This window comes from Alteromonas portus, assembly GCF_005117025.1.
Classification (GTDB): domain Bacteria; phylum Pseudomonadota; class Gammaproteobacteria; order Enterobacterales; family Alteromonadaceae; genus Alteromonas; species Alteromonas portus.
Genome location: NZ_SWCO01000001.1, coordinates 682890 through 699724, shown reverse-complemented (window position 1 = coordinate 699724; position 16835 = coordinate 682890). Strand labels below are relative to the sequence as shown.

Genomic DNA, 16835 nt, shown 5'->3' with positions numbered 1-16835 from the left:
ACCCTGTTTAACATTCAAGGGCACTAGGTAAATGAAGCGAAGAGCAATTGCTTTCTATCAATCTTGTGTTATCGATAGGTTTACCCACACCAACCTGTGATCTGAGCTGGCTTCGCGGTCTTTAACTAATCGATATAGATCACTTGTTTTAGCGGGCCAGAAAACGCCAGCACCGTTTACATCGAATCCATAGCGAGATGGTAAGACATAGTCTGCTCTGGCTCCCCAGTAGGCAGTAAAGCGGTTACTAAATTCAGCGCCTGACGCGCTAGCACCACCTGCACTGATTGGAATGGTGTCGTTATTAACTAACGGATGCTCGGTCAACTGTTCAATAACCCCCTCGCGATGCTTGTCCCCAATATCTGCGGCGTTAAAGTCACCTACGAGTACAAAGCGTGCGTTCTCTGACAGAGTTACTTTCTCTTTATTGTCTGCGTAGATGTATGCACCTTTATCAGGAGAAAGGTAATCTGCCATAAGTCTAATTTCATCGAAGTTACGCTTGCCGTTGCGGTCCTCGCTTCCGTCGAAATTAGGTGGTGTTGGATGCATTGCAAGTATGTGAACGGTTTTACCGCCCACTTTCACCGGCACATCCCAGTGAGACTTGGAGCTTAGCCTTAGTGCGGCCCACTCTTCCACATCATACCAAGGCTCGCCATTATCAGTACTTCCACTCTCATCGGGAATAATAGGGACCTGCGGGTGAGGCATGTGGTGCCATTTAAACGTCTGGAAAGTACGAATACCCTCAACATCAATTGGGTATTTTGACAGTAGCGCCATACCGTATTGTCCTGGATATAATCCAAACCCATAGGCATCGCCACCAAAACCTTCGGCTTTACCGTTGTTGTCCAGATCAAATTGCGTTGGCTCGCCCGTATTAACTGTCGCCACATAGGTATAAGGGTAATCCACTGGCTTGAGGCCACGCTGTGAAACATTTAGGTAATTCTTAATAAACGCTCCCACCCCTTTACGCTTATCTGCAATGTAGTCAAATTCATTCAGCATCAGAATATCAGGGTTCACACGTTGAATGATCTCTGCAATATTTTTAACTTGCGGGTGCTCGCCCGTAGACAAAACGTGTTGAAGTACTTTGTCGCTCGGCTTCATGCCCAACGCTTTATAGTTAGTGGCTTCCATACTTACGTTAAATGTAGCAACTTTTAGCATTTGCTCTTCTTTCGAATAAGCAAACGTGGATACGCATAGCGCGGGTAAAAGAGCTGTGGCAAAGAAAAGCGCCCTAATTTTCATGTTGTTACCTTTTAATAAATTCGTTTGCTAACGATACCAATATAGATGAGGATTCTGAACTTTTTTGTACTGAAGAATAGCTAGGCTCTGTTTAGCATTAGGTGCAATGAACCTTGCCTAAAGTTACCTTCCTCTCGGCTCTTTTTTTATCCTTGTCTTCACAGCCCCGGGTTAGTTTTAATCCCTCAAACTCTCGCGCACGATCATTTTAAAAAATAACTGCACCATTAAAGTATTCAATGCAAATAAAAATGGTGGGACTCCCTCAGACTCAGCCCCCGCTTTCTATTCCCTTCCCATGTATTACGGATACCTTTTTCGACTTACCAGCAAAAATGTTGTCACACTTTTCTCGTGGCGTGTTTCTTAGTTATATGTCCAGCAAATAATTTGCTGTCCATTTTTATAAACGAGAGGAATACGAATATGAAACGGGTCTTAAATGTGAGCAAATGGTCATTACAGGGTCTAAAGAGGACGACTTTGGTTCAGTCCACTGGGTTTTGGCAGCGGCTTTGCTGGGGTTATTTGGGGGCTTATTTCTAACGGAAGGCTACCGCTTTAGGCTTTGTTGGTTGTGGGAGGGAAGGTTTAGTGCTACCTCTGTTGCTCGACTTTTGCGTACATGTTAGTGAGCTCGCTGTGTAACATGCGATATATTTCTTTTTAAAATTCACATGGTAGAAATATTTTTCACGTTAATCCTCTATTATTAAAATAATAGAATCAAATACTCCATCTTCACTGGTATTCTAATTCTTGCCTTATACAGCCAACGTCAAGCGAACTACGCTTTATGTTTCATTTTAAATAAGGTGCTCAACGTATTGCATTTCGGGTAAAAGAGAGAGGGTTATGAAGAGCTGGGTTTCAAAAGCGATAAATATTATCAATGCAGATTATCAACGCTCGGCTGATACGCACTTAATCAAGTTAGAGCAAATCGCCTTTAAAGATGTTGATATCTATCTGAAAGATGAAAGCACTCATCCGACAGGCAGCCTAAAGCACCGTCTAGCCCGGTCTCTTTTTCTATACGCCCTTTGTAATGGAAAAATTGTAGAAGGGACCACGGTCGTTGAAGCCTCCTCAGGCAGTACAGCGGTGTCTGAAGCTTACTTCGCTAAAATGATTGGCGTTCCATTTGTTGCCGTCATGCCTAAATCTACCGCCCGAAGTAAAATAGCGCTTATTGAACGCTACGGTGGACAGTGTCATTTCGTTGACTGCCCTACACAAATGCACAGCGAAGCCTCCAAGGTAGCGACAGAACTTAACGGCTACTTTATGGACCAGTTCCTTTACGCTGAGCGCGCTACAGACTGGCGCGGAAATAACAATATTGCTGAGAGTATCTTTGAGCAAATGAAAGCCGAGCCCCACCCTGTTCCACACACTGTGGTTATGAGTGCTGGTACTGGCGGAACATCAGCAACCATAGGCCGCTACATTCGCTACAAAGGTCTTTCTTCTCAGCTAGTGGTAGTAGATCCTGAATTCAGCGTATTCTTTGATAGCTTTAAATACAAGGATCATACACTTACGGCTACCCGAGGAAGCCGCATAGAAGGGATAGGACGTCCTAAAGTTGAAGCCTCTTTTCAGCATGATGTTATAGACGACATGATTGCTGTTCCCGATACGGCTAGTATTGCAACCATGCATTGGCTAAACAACACCATGGGAATTAAAGCCGGCCCTTCTACTGGCACAAACTTATGGGGTGCACTAAGTATTGCTGAACAAATGAAGCAGCGAGGTGAAGCGGGCTCAATTGTAACGCTTATGTGCGACAGCGGAGAGCGATATAGTGAAACCTATTACAATGCTGGCTGGGTAGAAAGGACCATTGGTTCTTTCGATGAATACACCGCCAAACTAGAAGCCATCGGAGCTAGTGCGTAGGGTTCAAAAAAGCCTGTTGCTGCTGTTTAAAGTGCTGGGGCGTTATGTATCGCGCAGCACTTTATTCAAAGCATTTATCACTATACATTGGCGATATACTTCTCATTGATTAAGTGCGCAACACTATGTTCAAAATAAAAAAACTTGTTCGCTGTACCCTTGCATTTGCCACAGCGTTTGCCACCCACAACGCCTTTGCTAGTAGTTCACCGACAATTGAAGCCAACAACAAGGGCAGTGCCGGTGTCAATCAAACTTTAGTAGCAAATGCTCCCACAGGCGTCTCTAACAGCAATTACGAAAGCGTTTTTGCTAACCTCGCGCTCCATTGTATTCATCAAGAGTTTCCCAATGTTGTAAAACACATGATGAATGATGGCGATGACGTAAAGGCACCAAGTCAACTCTACCCCGCATTTTACGGATGTTTAGACTGGCACTCATCAGTTCATGGCCATTGGCTCCTAGTAAGAATGCTAAATACTGCTCAAGACGGGGTGAATAAAGATGAGATTATTGAAAAGCTAAATATCAGCTTTACGGCAGCGAATATTCAAGGTGAATTGGTAAGCCTCAACCGTGAAAATAATGCGTCGTTTGAACGTCCCTATGGTCTTGCTTGGTTCTTACAGTTAACCGCTGAACTGCGTCAATCGACTGTTCCAGAAGCAAAGGTATGGCTAAGCACACTACTTCCGCTTGAGAAAGAAATTGTGTCGAGAGTAAGCGCGTGGTTACCAAAACTGGCTTACCCAATCCGAACCGGTGAACACAGCCAAACCGCATTTGCTTTTGGCCTGATGTTAGATTGGGCGAAAACGTCAGGCAATAAGGAGTTTGAAGCACAGCTAACGGCTAGGGTGAAAGACTACTATCAGGCTGACAAGCAGTGCCCACTAGCCTACGAGCCTTCAGGGCAGGATTTCCTATCACCTTGTTTGGCCGAAGCCGACCTAATGCGCCGAGTAATGGCTAAAAAAGACTACAGCCAATGGCTTTCAGCATTCTTTCCAGACCTAACCGCTAAAACATCAAGTTGGCTAGCGCCTGCGACTGTGACTGACAAAACGGATGGGAAGCTCGCTCACCTAGACGGGTTGAACATTAGCCGAGCGTGGATGATTGAAGGCATAATGAGCGCTTTACCAGACAATGACGCACGCTTACCGGTATTGGAAAAAACGCTAAAAGCACACCGTGAGGCGGGGTTAAACGCGGTGTTTGGTGATATGCACTACATGGGAAGCCACTGGCTTGGCAGTTTTGCTAGCTACTTAGAAACACAGCGCGGAATAAACTAAATTAAAGCTCGGCTGTGACAATTTGCAGCCGAGCTTTATCACAAACTTTATATCTAAAAGATGTTTTACCAATAACTTTTATTTCGCTATCTTACCAGCCAACTCAGCAGTTTCTTTACCTAAATTCTTTAGCTGCTTAATGGTTTTTTCATCCGTAATTACGCCCTCTTCCATAAGCGTATTTACTTTTGCTATAGCTTTTTGATTTGGCAGCACCATAGTACCCAGGTTCTCAAGTAACATTCTCAGTACCACCAGCACACGCATACCGCCCAGCCCGCCAGCCGATGCGGCCATAATACCAGCTACTTTACCGCGATACGCTTGCAGTGGCTTTTCGCCTTCGCTCATACGTGATGCCCAGTCAATGGCGTTTTTGAGCAGTGCTGGGTAGCTTGAGTTGTATTCTGGTGAGGCAATAAGAAAACCATCATGACTCATTAGCAATTCTTTGAACGCCTGTGCTTTTTCAGGCATGCCAAACTCGGCTTCCTCATCTTCATTAAACAGTGGCATTTGAAAATCGGCCAGGTCTATAACGGTAACCTCTGCGCCAGCCTCGCGGGCGCCTTCAGCAGCGACGTTAATAATAGCTTGGTTAAACGAACCTTTGCGGGTACTACCTGCAAATGCAAGGATCTTAGTCATTGGATTTTCCTGTCTTTACTTTGAGTTATATTTTTGTAGTTTCCGACTTTTAAGCACTCATCGCCTTTTCCGGTTCTAAACAACCGATAAAAGTAAACATTTGCACCGATGAACTGTTGCTTTAGTCGTTTGCGTTAAGCATAAAAAAAGGCTGACAATCAATGTCAGCCTTCTCAATATCAATATCTATGTTGTACCGCGAACACTACATTTTTTCTAGTGTCTCAATGCCCAGTAGGGTTAACCCTTGCTCTAAGGTTTTGGCAACTAAAGCTGACAGTGCTAAACGGCTGTCGCGTATAGCTGGCTCGATACCGTCTTTCAACATTGGGCAAGCTTCGTAGAACGTCATGAACGCTGAAGCCACATCGTATAGATACGTACATAACACGTGAGGCGTGGCTTCACGAGATACCATGCCAATCACTTCTTCAAACTGCATCAGCAGCACAGCTAGTGCATGCTCTTGTTTCTCAGCAATATTGATATCTACCGGCATGGTGGCCATCTCTACACCCGCTTTTCTGAACAAGCTTTTCACACGGGTATAAGCATATTGAAGATAAGGCGCGGTGTTACCTTCAAAACTTAGCATTGAGTCCCAGTTGAACATGTAGTCGGTTGTGCGGTTTTTAGATAGGTCAGCGTATTTCACGGCACCAATACCTACCTTGCGAGCAACTTCTTTAAGCTCGTCTTCACTTAAATCGTTGTCGCGTTCTGCGATAAGCTTACCCGCACGTTCAACGGCTTCATCAAGTAACTCAACCAATTTAACTGTACCGCCTGTACGGGTTTTAAATGGCTTACCGTCACTGCCTAGCATCATACCAAACGGGCAATGTTCGTAAGTTTGCTCTTCTTTCATAAAGCCTGCTTTGCGGCCTACAATTTCAGTTTGCTTGAAGTGCAATGCTTGGCGAGCATCGGTAAGAATAAGCGTACGGTCAGCATTTAGCTTGCCGCTGCGATAGCGCATGGCTGCAAGGTCAGTAGTTGCGTAAAGATAGCCACCACCCGACTTCTGAACGATATAAACCGCAGGGTTGCCTTCTTTATCAGCAAGCTCAGGAATAAACACCACCTGCGCGCCTTGGTCTTCAACAGCGATACCTTTTTCTCTGAGGTCGCTGATTACGTTGGCTAAATCTTCATTGTAAGCTGACTCACCCATAATATCTTTACGGGTCAGGCTTACGTTTAGTTTGTCGTACACTTCTTCAGAATGAGCGATAGACACGTCAATGAACTTTTCCCACAGCGCCAAACACTGAGCGTCGCCGCCCTGCAGTTTAACTACGTATTCACGGGCGCGGTCGGCAAAACCTTCTTCTTCGTCAAAGCGTACTTTGGCTTCGCGGTAAAAGTCTTCAAGATCAGAGAGCGCTGTTTCAGCTACTTCGTCTTGAAGCTTGTCTGAAAGGTGCGCAAGCAACATACCGAACTGAGTGCCCCAGTCGCCCATGTGGTTTTGACGAATAACGTTGTGGCCCAAGAACTCCAGTACTTTAACCACAGCGTCGCCGATGATGGTAGTACGCAGGTGTCCCACGTGCATCTCTTTGGCTAGGTTTGGAGAAGAGTAATCAACAACAATGTTCTGTTCTTTTGACTTAGCAATGCCTAAACGCGGGTCGGTCAGTGACAGCTCACACTGGTTAGACAGCCATTCGTCATTTAAATGAACGTTGATAAAACCAGGGCCCGCCACTTCTAGCTTGCTGGCAATATCGTCGAGCTTTACAGTCTCAACAATTTTCTCTGCAATATCGCGCGGCTTTTGCTTAAGCTGTTTGGCTAGCGCCATCGCGCCGTTAAACTGATATTCACCAAATTCAGGTCGAGCGCTGCGCGAAACTGGCACTGGTGCATTTTCTACACCCATTTCTTGTAGAGCTTCAGTGAAACGGTTAACTAATAGTGCATGTATATTCATAATATATAGTGTCTTTGTTTAATCTTTATTAGCTTAATTTTCGCGCGTGTTCTTGAACTGAATATCAGGGTAGCGCTCTTGCGCTAGCTGTAAATTCACCATAGTAGGTGCGATGTACGTCAGGTTATCGCCGCCATCTAGTGCAAGGTTTTGCTCACCTTTACGGCGGAATTCATCAAGCTTCTTCTCATTATCAGAGTAAACCCAGCGGGCCGTGCTCACGTTGATATGCTCGTAAAGTGCGTCTACGTTGTATTCGGCTTTCAAGCGAGCGACAACTACGTCAAACTGAAGCACACCTACTGCGCCCACAATCAAATCGTTGTTGGCAAGGGGTCTAAACACCTGTACTGCCCCTTCCTCAGAAAGCTGGATCAGCCCTTTAAGCAGCTGCTTTTGCTTAAGCGGATCTTTCAAGCGGATGCGTTTAAATAGCTCAGGCGCAAAGTTTGGAATACCCGTAAAGCGGTAGTTATCGCCTGACGTGAAGGTGTCCCCTATGCGAATGGTACCGTGGTTGTGCAAGCCGATGATATCGCCGGCATAGGCTTCTTCCAGCAATGAACGGTCACCAGCCAAGAAGGTTAACGCATCAGAAATACGCACATCTTTACCTAAACGGCTGTTGCGCATTTTCATGCCTTTTTCGTACTTGCCCGACACAATACGACAAAACGCGATGCGGTCACGGTGTTTCGGGTCCATGTTGGCCTGAATCTTAAATACAAAGCCACTGAACTTACCGTCAGTACTTTCGATAGTCCCTTCTTCGGTTTCACGACCAAGTGGTGCAGGTGCCCACTCAACCAATCCGTCAAGCATGTGGTCAACACCAAAGTTACCTAATGCTGTACCGAAAAATACTGGCGTTAACTGGCCTTCCAAGAAAAGCTCTTGTTCGAATTCGTTAGATGCACCGCGCACAAGCTCTAGCTCGTCGCGCAAGGTTTCAGCTAAGTCACTTCCTACTGCCGTATCTAACTCAGGATTATCTAACCCTTTAATGATACGCACGTCTTGAATAGTGTGACCCTGGCCGCTTTGATACAAAATAGTTTCGTCGCGGTGAAGGTGATATACACCTTTAAAGCTCTTACCACAGCCAATCGGCCACGTGATTGGTGCACACAAGATATCAAGCTCGGTTTCTACTTCATCGAGCAGTTCCATAGGGTCGCGAATATCCCGGTCTAGCTTGTTCATGAAAGTTACAATCGGCGTATCTCGCAAACGGGTGACTTCCATAAGTTTACGGGTTCTGTCTTCTACACCTTTTGCAGCATCGATAACCATAAGGCATGAGTCAACGGCCGTCAGTGTACGATAGGTATCTTCAGAAAAGTCTTCGTGCCCGGGAGTATCAAGCAGGTTTACTAAGTGATCGCTATATGGAAACTGCATGACCGAGGTGGTTACCGAGATACCACGCTCTTTTTCCATTTCCATCCAGTCAGACTTAGCATGCTGACCTGACTTTTTACCTTTTACGGTACCGGCAGTTTGTAGGGCGCGACCGAATAACAATACTTTTTCAGTAATCGTGGTTTTACCCGCATCCGGGTGCGATATGATTGCGAACGTGCGTCGCTTTTTAATCTCTTCTAGAAGCTTCTTATCTGACATCAATACTTATCTTCGTTATCTATTATCCCTGTAAACCAATTACTTACAGGCGCGTTTTATAACGGATAAGCAATGCTTCTCCGCGCAAATTTAGTATTGCGGTAAAACGCTTGATACGGCTTGGTAATTAATTGCGCGGATTTTAGCATTTTACTGCACGTAACAGTAGAGCGAAATTACATACTCCCTACCGCTTAATTTGCTATGCGACCACTCACTGCTTTTTTTCATGCATACATACTTTCATATCGTTAACCTATTTCAAACATTGTTGTACACAACATTTACAACATAAGTAACAGACCCTTTTTATAAACCTAATTTATAAAAATAAGGACAACGCCCTGTGATATTGTTTTTAATTTGCGTAGCCGCACTTATTGCTGGCTACTTTATATATGGAGCCTTTGTTGAGAAGGTTTTTGGCGTAACGCCAGCGCGCCCCACTCCTGCATATAGTCAAAAAGACGGTGTAGATTTTGTCCCTATGTCCACGCCAAAGGTGTACCTCGTTCAGCTTCTAAATATAGCTGGCGTAGGACCTATTTTTGGCCCTATTATGGGTGCGCTATATGGCCCAGCTGCCATGCTTTGGATTGTATTAGGGTGCATTTTTGCCGGCGCTGTTCACGACTATTTCTCAGGCATGCTGTCAGTTCGCAACAATGGTGAATCTGTGCCTAGCTTATCTGGCCGTTATCTGGGCCGAGGCGCTAAGCACTTTATGAACTTGTTCGCTATTGTGCTACTTCTACTGGTAGGTGTAGTTTTTGTCTCAGCGCCCGCTGGCATGATCACAAACCTCGTTAATGATCAGACATCATGGCACGTTGAAGTTGGCACCATGGTCGCCATTATTTTTGCCTATTATATTTTGGCTACCATTGTTCCTGTAGATAAAATTATTGGTCGCTTCTATCCGTTTTTCGGAGCCCTTCTTATTTTCATGTCGGTGGGATTATTGGCCGCTGCCAGCTATTCTGACCAGCACTCGATACTTAGCCAATTCACGGCAAGCGATATGCTGACGAATTTAAATCCTAACGATATGCCTCTTTGGCCGGCGCTCTTTATCACTATCGCTTGTGGCGCTATCTCTGGATTTCATGCCACCCAGTCCCCGCTTATGGCTCGCTGTATGGAAAACGAAAAGAACGGACGTTTTGTGTTTTTTGGTGCGATGATAGGTGAAGGTGTGATTGCCCTTATCTGGTGTGCCATTGCCCTTTCTTACTTCGACAATTTAGAAGGGCTCTCGGCAGCTATTACCAATGGTGGCCCTGGAAACGTTGTCTATGCCTCATCATTCGGTCTTTTAGGCGTTGTAGGTGGCGTACTGGCTTTTCTAGGCGTGGTTATTCTTCCTATTACGTCTGGCGATACCGCGTTTCGCTCAAGTCGTCTTATCATGGCTGAGTACTTTAACGTTGAACAAAAAGGTATACGTAACCGCTTGTTCATGGCCGCCCCTTTGTTTGTGCTTGGCGGTATTCTCACCCAAGTCGATTTCGGCGTTATTTGGCGCTACTTCGGATTTGCCAACCAAGCAACAGCCGTCATGATGCTGTGGACCGCGTCTGCCTACTTACTAAGACATAATAAACTGCACTGGATAACTACGGTACCAGCAATATTTATGACGGCCGTTTGCGTTACCTTTATTCTAAACAACGACACCTTGGGTTTCGGTATGGCGATGAATGTATCGACAATTATCGGGCTTATCGCATCGCTAATCACCACGTTTTACGTCATTCGAATTTCCAAGGGGAAAGGTGAAGCGCCGCTTGAGCCATCATCTGTGAATGTTGAAAATCCCTCCCAACCGGTGGATGCATAACTACCTAAACTAAACACGTGTAATATGATGAGCCGCCCGTTATATAGGGCGGCCTTTTATTTTGTACTTTTAACATGGGTTATAATGGGGCTCATTTTTAACCGGCGGTAATATCAGCAAGCATGGAACTCATACTTTCGCTACTTCAACAAATGTGTGTGTATTTAGTACTCGCATATATGCTAAGTAAAACACCGCTTTTTCTTCCTATTCTCAGCATTTCTTCTCATCGCAAACACCGTTACTTGGTGTACGTTGTTTTTTCTTCCTTTTGTATTCTGGGCACGTATTTTGGACTGCAAATAGACGACGCCATTGCCAATACCAGAGCCATTGGGGCAGTTATAGGAGGGTTACTCGGAGGTCCAGTAGTTGGGTTTGCCGTAGGATTGACCGGCGGCCTCCATCGTTATTCGTTGGGTGGTTTTACTGATGTTGCCTGCGCTATTTCCACCACGCTAGAAGGTCTTATCGGCGGCCTCATGCACGTTTACTATGTTCGCAAGAACAAGAGTCTAGATATTTTCAACCCATGGAAAGTTGGTGTCATTACCTTCATAGCAGAGTTGTTTCAGATGGCAATACTGCTTACCGTTGCTGAGCCTTTCGAAAAATCTTACGCACTGGTCAGCGCTATAGCCGCACCTATGGTCATTGCAAATTCTGTGGGGGCCGCACTTTTTATCAGTATCTTATCTGACAAAAAAACGATTTTTGAAAAGTACTCTGCCACTTTTTCACGACGTGCACTAACCATAGCAGATCGCTCAGTGGGCGTGCTCACATCTGGATTCACCCCAGTTAATGCAGAAAAAGTAGCACGTATTATCTATGAAGAAACGAATGTTGGTGCGGTAGCGATTACTGATAAAGAGAAGATTTTGGCATTTATCGGAACGGGTGCCGATCATCACCTACCAAACACACCTATATCTTCATCAAGTACAATGGAGTCACTGAACAATAACAAAATAGTGCATTTAGATGGTGCTGAACGCCCTTACCAATGCACATTAAACAAGAATTGCCCGCTAGGCTCGGTGTTGATTATTCCACTTCACTCTGGCTCTGAGGTGGTAGGCACTATTAAGCTTTACGAACCCAAACGGAAGTTTATGTCGACGGTTACCCTGTCAATGGCAGAAGGCATCGCTCAATTACTGTCTAGTCAGATTGTTTACGGCGCTTATCAGCAGCAAAAAGATCTGCTCTCACAGTCTGAAATCAAACTGCTACATGCACAGGTCAATCCTCATTTTCTATTTAACGCGCTCAACACGATTAGCGCCATTATTCGTCGCGACCCCAAAAGGGCCAGAGAGCTTGTGCTTAGCCTGTCACGCTTTTTTAGAATAAACCTAAAGCAAAACACCGCGGTGGTAACGCTAAAAGAAGAGATTAACCACGTTAATGCTTATTTGGCTATCGAAAAGGCGCGTTTTGCCGAACGCCTCCAGGTTGCCATCAAGTGTGACGATGCTGCTATGTCCGCACTTCTACCAAGTTTTACGTTGCAGCCACTGGTTGAGAACGCGGTTAAGCACGGTATCTCTCAACGAATAGAGGGTGGGCTTTTAACTTTGAATGTACGATGTACACCAGATAACCACATTCACATTCTCGTTGAAGATGATGCAGGCTTGTATAAGCCCCAAAAAGAGCAACACGCAGGTTTAGGGATGGATATTGTAGATAAGCGGCTTGTTCATCAGTTTGGTCAACAATCTGGCCTGGTGATCGAATATCGAACCAACCAGTTCACTCGTATGTCCTTTTCTATTCCCCACACTTACCATCATGAGGGCTAACAATGACGAAGAACTCAGCCTTTCGCGCACTTGTGATTGACGACGAACCCCTCGCCAGAGAGGAGCTTTGCCAGTTACTAAACGAAACCAATGAGGTACAAGTTTTAGCCGAAGCCGCGAACGCAATCGAAGGACTGACATTAGTAAAACAACACTGCCCGGATGTAATTTTTTTAGATATAGAAATGCCCCAGCTTTCTGGACTAGATATGCTGGCAATGCTCGATTTAGACACCATGCCTTATGTTGTTTTGGTCACTGCATTTGAACAGTATGCCCTTCAAGCATTTGAAGATAACGCGTTTGATTATTTACTCAAACCCGTGGAACCAGAGCGGCTTAATAAAACACTTACCAGGCTTAAAAAGAGAACACAGCCCCAAACTGACATTGACGCTATTGCCCCAACCACATTGCTGCACATTCCTTGTGTGGGTCATCAGCGCATATTGCTGCTTCCCGAATCAGATATTCATTTTGCTTATAGTGATGTGGCGGGCGTACATGTTAAAACGTTAGAACAACAAGCAGACACGCAGCTCACATTGAAAACCTTAGAAGAGAGAACCGCGCTTGTTCGATGTCACCGGCAATACTTGGTGAGGTTATCATGCGTTGCGGAAGTTAAACTCTTGGATAATGGCCTTGCTACGCTTCTTATGAAGACGGGAGATTCAGTTCCCGTGAGCCGTCGATATCTCAAAAAGTTAAAGGCGTTATTGGAGCTATGACTTTTTTACAGCACCTCATAAATAATAGTCGAGCCACTGTAAACTTTTCTGTACGCGTTAGGCTACTCCATAACCTACGGTACTAACACATTTTCCTAGGTTGCCCTCATCACCGCATCGTGCGGGACGTCTATATTTATCACCTAGCTGTTTTACCGCAACACGACGTAGCAATACGATGAGCTACTTTCGGCGAAGTTGCACCACACAATTTTTATCCATCCATAATTGCAGCCGTGTAAATACATCTATTGTTAGGTGCACAACAGTCAAAAATTTTTGCTACAGACAAGATGCTACATACAGCGCAAAACCACTACGAAAGTATAAGAACATAATTTTCTTTTACATTTTGCTGTACAAAATTCGACACAAATAGCGTATTCGCGCAATTTATATAGCCTACGCGCCGTACAATAAACGCACAGACACTTAAACTTTTTCTAAAATATTAATAAAAAATTGTTAAAAAGAAGCGCCTCTCAAATTTTACGCATATATCTTGTTGATAATATACAAAACTTGTGCAATACATAATAAGTGTTTAAAAAACACACTAAAAATAATTAAAGCAAGAAATTAAAGTCTAGGGAGACTACAATGTTTACAAACCACAAACTGGCAAAGTCGGTCAGACTTGCCTGCGCCTTTGGCGCTGCCGCATCGTTGGCATTTTCTGGTAGTGTCTACGCCCAAGAAGACGTTGAGTCAGAGGAAGAACCAGTTGAGAAAATTGAAGTCACTGGTTCGCGTCTACTTTCTAATCCAAACGTTGCAGCTGCCACTCCTGTACTGAGCGTTTCAGGTGCTGAAGCGGCCGCTCGCGGTAACTTGCGTGTAGAAGATTTCGTTAACGTGCTTCCGCAAGTATTTGCGGGTCAAGCTTCAGAAGTTTCAAACGGTTCAACAGGTACTGCAACACTTAACCTTCGTGGTCTAGGTGCAAACAGAACGTTGGTATTGATTGACGGCAAACGTCTTCCATACGGCTCTTCTGGAACCAGTGCTGCTAACGTTGACTTAGTTCCAACGCAAATGCTAGAACGTGTTGACATCCTAACCGGTGGTGCATCGGCGGTATACGGCTCTGATGCTGTTGGTGGTGTTGCAAACTTCATTCTTCGCGATGATTTTGAAGGTGTGGAATTTGGTGGTCAGTTCAGCACAAACTACGCCGACAACGACAATGGTTTGTATGAAGGCGTGCTAAACGCCGCGCAGCAACCTGTTCCTGGCTCTACCATGGACGGCGACGAAACGCTTATTTATACAATGTTTGGCGCATCTTCTGCCGACGGTAAAGGCAACGTAACCATTTATGCTTCCTATGAAGACCGCGAAGAGATTGTTCAATCTGATAGAATTTTCTCAGCGTGTACATTGGGTCAAAGCAACGGCTCAGCAAGTTTTGAAGGATTTGGTTGTGTTGGTTCAGCTAACTTCCGCTTGTTTGGTGGCCCTGGCGGCTTCGCATTCCAAGAAGAAGATGGAAATATTATTTCTTACGCAGGCGGCCCAACTCAAACCTACAACTTCGGAGCAACTAACTTCTTCCAACGTCCTTCTGAGCGTTATCACTTCTATGCGAAAGGTAACTATGAGCTTGCAGAAGATTTAGAAGCCTACGCAGATTTTTCATACATCAACAACACCAGTGATGCTCAGATTGCTCCAAGTGCCTCGTTTGGTATCGGCGCATACGACATCAACTGTGGAAACCCACTAATTCAAGGTAACAGCGGTATAGCATTCACTGATATTTTTGGTTGCTCGGCTGACGATATTGCAAACGATGTAATTGTTAGCGGTATCACAGCATCTCACCGTAACGTTGAAGGTGGTTCGCGTAACTCACGTCTTGAAAACAGCGCATGGCGCTTCGTAGGTGGCCTAAATGGTTTCATAGATGATATTTGGGCGTGGAACATTTTTGGTCAAATTTCAGAGACTCGCGATCAAAGCTCAGCAACGAATGACTTCGTTGTCGCTAACCTTCAGCAAGCGCTATTAGCAACCACTGACGAAGATGGTAACGTTGTGTGTATTGACCAGTCTGGTGGCTGTGTACCTTACAACATCTTCCAACGCCCTGGCGGTGAAAGCTCTGTAACGCAAGAGCAATTAGATTTCATCCAAGGTATTGGTATTGTAAACGGTGAAACTTCACAGAAAGTATTCGGCGCAGACATCCAAGCTAACTTGGGTGATTACGGCATTAAGGTCCCTACTGCTGATGATGGTGTTGGCGTGCTGTTTGGTATTGAATACCGTAAAGACGAACTTGCTTCATCACCAGATGAAATTAGCCAAATTCAAGGTGGTGGTTTCACCGGTGTAGGCGGAGCAACGCTAGCGGTAGCAGGTAAAATTGAAGTTCGTGAATTCTTCACCGAAGTTCAAATACCTCTTATTTCTGGCGCAGAGTTAGCTGAAGAGTTAGTGCTAAGTGCACAGTATCGTTTCTCTGATTATGACGCAGAGGGCAACGGCACAACAAATAGCTTTGACACAAATGCTTACGGTTATCAACTAGCGTGGACGCCGGTAGATGACGTTAAACTACGTGCCCAATACCAGCGCGCCGTTCGAGCGCCAAACGTAATCGACTTATTTACAGGTCAAAACACAGGTCTACCTAACTTAAGCCCAGCGGGAACTGACTCTAGCGGCGAGCAGTTGTATGACCCATGTGCAGGTGCAAACCCAATTGCTTCACTTGAAACTTGTGCACGCACCGGTGTAACAGCAGCGCAATACGGTAACATTCTTGACGTTATCTCAGGTCAAACCCAATCGCTAACAGGTGGTAACCCACAACTATCTCCTGAGACTGCAGATACGGTAACCTTTGGTGTTGTTATTACACCAGCAAGTATCGAAGGTCTTTCGATTACTGTGGATTACTTTGACATTGAGGTAGAAGATGCGATTTCTGCTGGTATTCCAGCTCAAACTATCTTCGACAACTGTCTTGATTCAGGTGACCCAACTTTCTGTAACCTAATTACCCGTTCTTCTGCAGGTTCACTTGCAGCAGGTACGTTTGGTGTTGGTTTCCAACAAACAAACCTAAACATTGCTACGCTTAAAACTTCGGGTGTGGATGTTCAGGTAGGCTATAACTTCGACACTGAGCTTGGCGATGTTAGATTCGACTACGCAGCTACGCTACTAGATGAACTAAGCACCGTACCATTCCCTGGTGGTGACACTGTTGAGTGTGCTGGCTTCTTCGGTAACGCGTGTGGCGCACCTAACCCTGAGTATCGTCATAGATTTATGGCAACGTGGAATACTAACCTAGACGTTGATATTACTGCGACTTGGAGACACTTTGGTACAACTGATAACGATGATGAAGGTGATGAACTTGAGACCGGATTCAAAGCTATCAATTATCTTGATATCTCTGCTACTTATTTCATGAACGATAACTTAGAGTTCACGCTAGGTGTTCTTAACCTTCTTGGCGAGCAACCTCCAGTTTACTCTGGTGCAGGTCCAGCTCTTGGTAACGGTAACACGTATCCAACAGTTTACGACACTAGCACAAACTGGTTTGCTTCGTTTAGAGGTAAATTCTAAATCCAAATCTCCCTTTGGACCTAAGCCAAAAGCCGTTTATTTTTAATAAACGGCTTTTTTATTTTTTTATGAATATTCCACTTCACCCCGTACTTGCTCACTGCTCAACAGCGCTTAGTTAAAGCCTATCTATCTGTTACAAACACGGCTTTATATAAGTAACCATTTATACTTTTCCTAATAAGCGCT

10 protein-coding genes are annotated in these 16835 nt (G+C 44.9%); 6 read left to right on the top strand and 4 right to left on the bottom strand.

All coding sequences use genetic code 11. The features are described from left to right. Positions 1–57: 57 nt before the first annotated feature. Positions 58–1269 (bottom strand): endonuclease/exonuclease/phosphatase family protein, encoded by a 1212-nt coding sequence (locus E5672_RS02880; RefSeq protein WP_136780834.1) that lies wholly within the window; start codon positions 1267–1269, stop codon positions 58–60. An 855-nt stretch (positions 1270–2124) separates the two neighbouring features. Here E5672_RS02880 and E5672_RS02875 point away from each other — a divergent pair. Beyond that, on the top strand, positions 2125–3174 hold the full coding sequence (locus E5672_RS02875) for a PLP-dependent cysteine synthase family protein (protein WP_136780833.1): 1050 nt from the start codon (positions 2125–2127) through the stop codon (positions 3172–3174). 125 nt (positions 3175–3299) lie between these two features. Beyond that, positions 3300–4475, top strand: a complete 1176-nt coding sequence (locus E5672_RS02870; protein ID WP_205676467.1) for a DUF2891 domain-containing protein — start codon at positions 3300–3302, stop codon at positions 4473–4475. Between the two features lie 78 nt (positions 4476–4553). Here the strand turns inward: E5672_RS02870 and E5672_RS02865 are convergent, their stop codons facing one another. The 3 genes from E5672_RS02865 to prfC all read right to left on the bottom strand — a co-directional run bounded on the left by E5672_RS02865 (position 4554) and on the right by prfC (position 8682). After that, positions 4554–5123 carry an NADPH-dependent FMN reductase gene (locus E5672_RS02865; RefSeq protein WP_136780832.1) on the bottom strand — a complete coding sequence of 190 codons (570 nt, stop codon included), beginning with the start codon at positions 5121–5123 and terminating at the stop codon, positions 4554–4556. A 205-nt stretch (positions 5124–5328) separates the two neighbouring features. After that, a complete protein-coding gene (argS, locus tag E5672_RS02860) occupies positions 5329–7059 on the bottom strand; it encodes an arginine--tRNA ligase (protein ID WP_136780831.1) in 1731 nt (576 codons plus the stop codon). Positions 7060–7092: 33 nt separating this feature from the next. Beyond that, a complete protein-coding gene (prfC, locus tag E5672_RS02855) occupies positions 7093–8682 on the bottom strand; it encodes a peptide chain release factor 3 (RefSeq protein ID WP_014948726.1) in 1590 nt (529 codons plus the stop codon). A 346-nt stretch (positions 8683–9028) separates the two neighbouring features. Between prfC and E5672_RS02850 the strand changes: the two genes are divergently transcribed. The 4 genes from E5672_RS02850 to E5672_RS02835 all read left to right on the top strand — a co-directional run bounded on the left by E5672_RS02850 (position 9029) and on the right by E5672_RS02835 (position 16646). Continuing rightward, a complete protein-coding gene (locus E5672_RS02850; RefSeq protein WP_136780830.1) occupies positions 9029–10522 on the top strand; it encodes a carbon starvation CstA family protein in 1494 nt (497 codons plus the stop codon). A 122-nt stretch (positions 10523–10644) separates the two neighbouring features. Beyond that, positions 10645–12330 (top strand): sensor histidine kinase, encoded by a 1686-nt coding sequence (locus E5672_RS02845; protein ID WP_136780829.1) that lies wholly within the window; start codon positions 10645–10647, stop codon positions 12328–12330. Between the two features lie 2 nt (positions 12331–12332). Then, positions 12333–13061 carry a two-component system response regulator BtsR gene (gene btsR, locus E5672_RS02840; RefSeq protein WP_136780828.1) on the top strand — a complete coding sequence of 243 codons (729 nt, stop codon included), beginning with the start codon at positions 12333–12335 and terminating at the stop codon, positions 13059–13061. 600 nt (positions 13062–13661) lie between these two features. Further along, entirely contained in the window at positions 13662–16646 is a 2985-nt protein-coding gene (locus tag E5672_RS02835; protein WP_136780827.1) for a TonB-dependent receptor plug domain-containing protein, read from the top strand. The last annotated feature ends 189 nt before the right edge of the window (positions 16647–16835 follow it).

Coding starts and splice junctions, on each gene's coding strand:
- E5672_RS02880 (WP_136780834.1), bottom strand. CDS start 1,269: ATGAAAATTAGGGCGCTTTTCTTTGCCACAGCTCTTTTACCCGCGCTA.
- E5672_RS02865 (WP_136780832.1), bottom strand. CDS start 5,123: ATGACTAAGATCCTTGCATTTGCAGGTAGTACCCGCAAAGGTTCGTTT.
- E5672_RS02835 (WP_136780827.1), top strand. CDS start 13,662: ATGTTTACAAACCACAAACTGGCAAAGTCGGTCAGACTTGCCTGCGCC.
- E5672_RS02875 (WP_136780833.1), top strand. CDS start 2,125: ATGAAGAGCTGGGTTTCAAAAGCGATAAATATTATCAATGCAGATTAT.
- E5672_RS02845 (WP_136780829.1), top strand. CDS start 10,645: ATGGAACTCATACTTTCGCTACTTCAACAAATGTGTGTGTATTTAGTA.
- argS (WP_136780831.1), bottom strand. CDS start 7,059: ATGAATATACATGCACTATTAGTTAACCGTTTCACTGAAGCTCTACAA.
- btsR (WP_136780828.1), top strand. CDS start 12,333: ATGACGAAGAACTCAGCCTTTCGCGCACTTGTGATTGACGACGAACCC.
- prfC (WP_014948726.1), bottom strand. CDS start 8,682: ATGTCAGATAAGAAGCTTCTAGAAGAGATTAAAAAGCGACGCACGTTC.
- E5672_RS02870 (WP_205676467.1), top strand. CDS start 3,300: ATGTTCAAAATAAAAAAACTTGTTCGCTGTACCCTTGCATTTGCCACA.